This window comes from Nonomuraea longispora, assembly GCF_004348345.1.
Lineage (GTDB): Bacteria > Actinomycetota > Actinomycetes > Streptosporangiales > Streptosporangiaceae > Nonomuraea > Nonomuraea longispora.
Genome location: NZ_SMJZ01000351.1, coordinates 1 through 4,605 on the forward strand (window position 1 = coordinate 1; position 4,605 = coordinate 4,605).

Here is a 4,605-nt window from a genome sequence, read left to right on the forward strand (position 1 = left end):
GATCTCTTCGAAGATCTCTTCGAGACCCGACTGGGTCGGGACGTCCCTGCGCCCGGCCTGGCGAGCCGCCTCTACCCGGGCCTTCCACTTCTCGTTGCCGAGCAGCCAATCGAACGACTCGGTCTGCGGAGCGAGAAGGTCAGGAACTTCGAGAGGCTCCTGGATGCGCGAAAATGACACGCGACGGGGACCAGCGGGTACGGCGGAGGCGTTGCGCGAGGCTGCCAACAGATGTCCTTCCGGTGGACACGGATGGAATCGAACTGCGCGCACGCCAAACGCCCGGCGTGGGCCGGGCCGTCAGGAGGCAGCGCAAGGAAGCAGCATAACGCAAAAGGGAAACGAATGTCCACACTTAATATAAGTGTCAACCTCACTGCCACATTCAGGATGTCACAGCCGCATCCGGCTCGTCAACTCGCCCGCCCACGGCGCCGGCGTATCGGCGGGCCAGGCGCGCGAAGGCGTCCTTGAGCTCGCCGGGAGCGACGGCCTCGATGTCGGCGTCGTACCTGCCGATGGCGGCGGCCAGGCCGATCCACGACCACGAGCCCAGGACGAGCCGACAGCGGTCCGGCCCCAGCTCTTCGACGACACCGTCGCGGGTGAAGCGGGACACCTCGGCGGCGGGCGCCCTGAGGATCACGTCGCCGCGGCAGGGCCAGCCGCCCGAGCCGTACGAACCCGAGAACCGGGCGGCCACGAAGGCGGCCACCTCGCCTCCGGGCAGCTCGCGCGGGGCGAAGCGCGGCCCCGCTGGGGTGCGCGGGGCGATCCGGTCGGCGCGGAACGTACGCCAGTCCTCGCGGTCGAGGTCCCACGCGACGAGGTACCAGCGCCCGCCCCACGTGACGAGGTGATGGGGCTCCACCCGGCGCGGCGGCTCCGGCATCGCGTCCCCCTGCGCCTCCGGCGCGGAGGCCGGAGCGTAGTCGAAGCGCAGCACCTCGCGGCCGTGGATGGCGGCGCCGAGGGCCATGAGCACGCCACCGCCGGCCCGCGTGCCCGGCCGGGCCGCCGGCCGCTCGACGGGCGTGACCTGGAAGGTGTCGATCCGGCGGCGCAGCCGTGCGGGCATCACCTGCCGGACGGTGCTCAGCGCACGCGCCGCGGCCTCCTCGATGCCGGCGCCAGTGGTGGCGGCCGCGGTCTGCAGCGCTATGGCCAGCGCGACGGCCTGCTCGTCGTCGAACAGCAGCGGAGGCAGCTCCGAGCCCGCGTCGAGGCGGTAGCCGCCGTCCGGTCCCTTGAAGGCGACGATGGGGTAGCCGAGCTCGCGCAGGCGGTCGACGTCCCGGCGCACGGTGCGCGGGCTGACGTCGAGCCGCTCGGCCAGCAGCGCCCCCGGCCAGTCCCGGCGGGCCTGGAGCAACGAGAGCAGCGACAGCAGTCGCGCCGAGGTCTTCTGCATGGCTCCCATGGTGCCCCGAGTAGAGGCCACATCCTGACCGCTTCCCGTGCCACGGTGGGGTCTCGCGCCGGACGACGGCGCTCGACAACGACGATTCTCAGGTCAGGAGTCAGGAAATGACCGTCAAGTCCGCGGCCCATCTCAACTTCCGGGGCGACGCCCGCGCGGCGCTCGAGTTCTACCGGTCCGTGTTCGGTGGCGGCCTCGCCGTCGTCACGTACAGGGACGCCGGGAACGTGCAGGACGCCGCCGACGCGGACCGGGTGATGTGGGGCCAGGTGCTCGCCGATGACGGCTTCCACGTGATGGCGTACGACGTGCCCTCGCACCTGCCGTACGACCAGGGCGAGAACTCCTTCTTCCTCTCCCTCCGCGGTGAGACCACGCAGGAGATCACCGCGTACTGGGAGAGGCTCTCGGAAGGAGCCGACGTCGTGCGGCCGCTGGAGCCCGCGCAGTGGTCCGCGCTCTACGGGATGCTCAAGGACCGTTTCGGCGTCGTCTGGGTCGTGGACGTCGCCGCCGACGGAACCTGGTGATCGCCGACCGCGCGCCGGGGAGCGTTCCGAATGTTTCGGAATATCAGTGAAAGTTTCATCCGCTGGGTTCGGGGAGATCGGCACGGCGTACAACTGACCAGGTGTGATGCCCGAAAGGAAGGCCGCGGGCCGGGTGGAGGCGCGGGTTCGGCCGGGCGTCGTTGACAGCCCGCCGGGCGCGGACGAACACTGTCGCTGCCTGCCCCCCAAGCGAGCCCTCACGAGGAGGAAGCACGCACATGAACGACGCCCCCCACCGCCGCCGACGCGGCCGCGTCAGGTTGTTCGCCGCCCGTGCCGGAGCCGTGGTGCTGGCCCTGGCCACCGCGATGTTGCCGTCGGCCGCCAACGCGGCCATCACGTCGAACCAGACCGGCACCAACAACGGCTACTTCTACTCGTTCTGGACCGACGCCCCCGGGACGGTCTCCATGGAGCTGGGCTCCGGCGGCAACTACAGCACCTCATGGAGGAACACCGGGAACTTCGTCGCCGGCAAGGGCTGGAGCACCGGCGGACGCAGGACCGTGAGCTACTCGGGCAGCTTCAATCCGTCCGGCAACGCCTACCTGACGCTCTACGGGTGGACCAGGAACCCGCTCATCGAGTACTACATCGTCGACAACTGGGGCACCTACCGGCCGACTGGCGAGTACAGGGGCACGGTCACCAGCGACGGCGGCACGTACGACATCTACAAGACGACGCGGTACGACGCCCCCTCCATCGAGGGCACCAGGACGTTCGACCAGTACTGGAGCGTCCGGCAGTCGAAGAGGACCGGCGGGAGCATCACCTCGGGCAACCATTTCGACGCGTGGGCCCGCCAGGGCATGAACCTCGGCAACCACGACTACATGATCCTCGCGACCGAGGGTTACCAGAGCAGCGGAAACTCCAACATCACGATCGGCTCCGGCGGAGGCAACCCCGACCCCGGCAACCCGGGTAACCCTGGCGGTTGCACCGCGACGCTGTCGGCGGGCCAGCAGTGGAGCGATCGCTACAACCTGTCCGTCAACGTCAGCGGCTCCAGCAACTGGACCGTGACGATGAACGTTCCGTCCCCGGCGAAGATCATCGCGACCTGGAACATCAGCGCCACCTATCCCAGTTCCCAGGTCCTGAGCGCCAGGCCCAACGGCAACGGCAACAACTGGGGTGTGACGATCCAGCACAACGGCAACCACACCTGGCCGTCGGTCTCCTGCAGCGCGAGCTGATCCACCGTGGGCCGTGGCGCGGCGCCGCCGCGCCACGGCCCCGCGTCAGCCTGTGGCGCGGCGCGGTTCGTCCTGGAGGATGGGCGCCGCCTCGGTGACGGTGTGCATGCCGACGAGTCGAGGTAGGCCTCGAACCGGTCGGAATCCAGCTCCGGCAGGCCGTCCAGAGAGTGTGCGAGTACCCGCGCTTGCGGGTGAAGGGGTAGGTGCCGATCGTGGCCCAGTCACCGTCGTCCACGACGGCGTGGGCGTCGAGCGTGCACGCCGGGCCCGTCCGGGTCGTACACCGGGGCACGAGCGAGGCGAAGCGGCCTTCGTTCGGCCACCCGGCAGATGGCCTTGGGGCCTCCACCAGCGTGGCGAGGAAGGCGGCGTGGCTGGCCTGCGGCCGATCGCGTTCCGCGCCCAGTCCCCGCTCTGCTAGTTTGGCCGTATGACCAACTTGGCCGACCGACCAAATTCGGTGCGCGGGGATCGCCGCCGCGAGCAACTGGTGGCGGCCGGCATCGCCCTGCTGCGGGACGACGGCTGGCAGGGGGTCACCACCCGCGCCGTGGCCCAGCGGGCCGGCACCAACCCCGGCCTGATCCACTACCACTTCGGCGGGCTGGCCGGGCTGCACACCGCGATCTTCCGTCAGGCCACCGAGCTCATCCTCGGCCCGCTGGTCACCGAGCTCACGCAGGCCGCGGACGAGCGCGCGGCCCTGGCGACCGTGCGGCGCCTGCTGCCCCAGGCGACCGGCGACGACCAGACGACCCGGCTGGCCGCCGAGCTGATCGCGGGCGCCACCCGCGATCCGGCGCTGGGCGTGGTGCTCCGCGACGAGTTGCGCCAGGCTCGCGGCCTGATCGCCGGGCGCCTGCGCGAGGCGCATGCCGCCTGGCCGCGCGACCGCCTGGACGGGGTGGCCACCCTGGTCGTGGCGGCGATCGACGGGCTGATGTTGCACCACATGATCGACGGCGACCTGCCCGTCGGCGCGGCACTGTCCGCGGTGGAGAACCTGCTGGCCAAGACTCCCTCGTGAGCGCGGCCGACACGGAGAGGAACCGGTATGGAGATCGTCAAGAGGCCCGCGCCACCGACCGGGCTACGCCGCACATTGTGGCGCCTTCCCATCCTGTTGTACCGGGTCGGACTGGGCCGGCTGCTGGGACAGCGGATCATGCTGCTCACCCACACCGGTCGCGTCTCCGGCCGGCCCCGCCGGGCCGTCGTCGAGGTCGTCCAGCACGACGAGCGGGGTTACGTGGCGGCCTCCGGGTTCGGGCGGCGAGCCGACTGGTATCGCAACGTCATGGCCACCCCCGAGGTGACCCTGCACGTGGGCGGACGCGCCGTGCAGGCCACCGCCGCGCCGGTCCCGGAGGAGCAGGGCGCGCAGATCATGGCCGCGTACGCCCCCCGCCCTGTCTCTTATACACAGCTG

Annotated in this window: 6 protein-coding genes; 4 read left to right on the forward strand and 2 right to left on the reverse strand. The window is 70.7% G+C overall.

Annotation, left to right across the window (positions count from 1 at the left end; translation table 11 throughout):
• Together E1267_RS42695 and E1267_RS42700 are read right to left on the reverse strand one after the other, a co-directional pair.
• Positions 1–228: hypothetical protein (locus E1267_RS42695; RefSeq protein ID WP_132341870.1), on the reverse strand; the 228-nt coding region annotated here is incomplete at its 3' end.
• Between the two features lie 157 nt (positions 229–385).
• Positions 386–1,411 carry a helix-turn-helix transcriptional regulator gene (locus E1267_RS42700; RefSeq protein ID WP_132341872.1) on the reverse strand — a complete coding sequence of 342 codons (1,026 nt, stop codon included), beginning with the start codon at positions 1,409–1,411 and terminating at the stop codon, positions 386–388.
• Between the two features lie 116 nt (positions 1,412–1,527).
• Here E1267_RS42700 and E1267_RS42705 point away from each other — a divergent pair, with 116 nt between their 5' ends.
• From E1267_RS42705 to E1267_RS42720, 4 genes are all read left to right on the forward strand, one after another.
• Positions 1,528–1,950: a VOC family protein gene (locus E1267_RS42705; protein WP_132341874.1), complete on the forward strand. Its 423-nt coding sequence runs from the start codon at positions 1,528–1,530 to the stop codon at positions 1,948–1,950.
• Between the two features lie 239 nt (positions 1,951–2,189).
• Positions 2,190–3,173 (forward strand): glycoside hydrolase family 11 protein, encoded by a 984-nt coding sequence (locus E1267_RS42710; RefSeq protein WP_132341876.1) that lies wholly within the window; start codon positions 2,190–2,192, stop codon positions 3,171–3,173.
• A 433-nt stretch (positions 3,174–3,606) separates the two neighbouring features.
• The gene (locus E1267_RS42715; protein ID WP_132341878.1) at positions 3,607–4,203 is read left to right on the forward strand and encodes a TetR/AcrR family transcriptional regulator; all 597 of its coding nucleotides are present in this window, start codon (positions 3,607–3,609) and stop codon (positions 4,201–4,203) included.
• Positions 4,204–4,230: 27 nt separating this feature from the next.
• A partial coding sequence (locus tag E1267_RS42720) for a nitroreductase family deazaflavin-dependent oxidoreductase (protein ID WP_132341880.1) occupies positions 4,231–4,605 on the forward strand: 375 nt, incomplete at its 3' end.

What these genes read in the sequence shown, in the direction of transcription:
- E1267_RS42700 (WP_132341872.1), bottom strand. Translation starts at nt 1,411, where the DNA reads ATGCAGAAGACCTCGGCGCGACTGCTGTCGCTGCTCTCGTTGCTCCAG.
- E1267_RS42705 (WP_132341874.1), top strand. Translation starts at nt 1,528, where the DNA reads ATGACCGTCAAGTCCGCGGCCCATCTCAACTTCCGGGGCGACGCCCGC.
- E1267_RS42710 (WP_132341876.1), top strand. Translation starts at nt 2,190, where the DNA reads ATGAACGACGCCCCCCACCGCCGCCGACGCGGCCGCGTCAGGTTGTTC.
- E1267_RS42715 (WP_132341878.1), top strand. Translation starts at nt 3,607, where the DNA reads ATGACCAACTTGGCCGACCGACCAAATTCGGTGCGCGGGGATCGCCGC.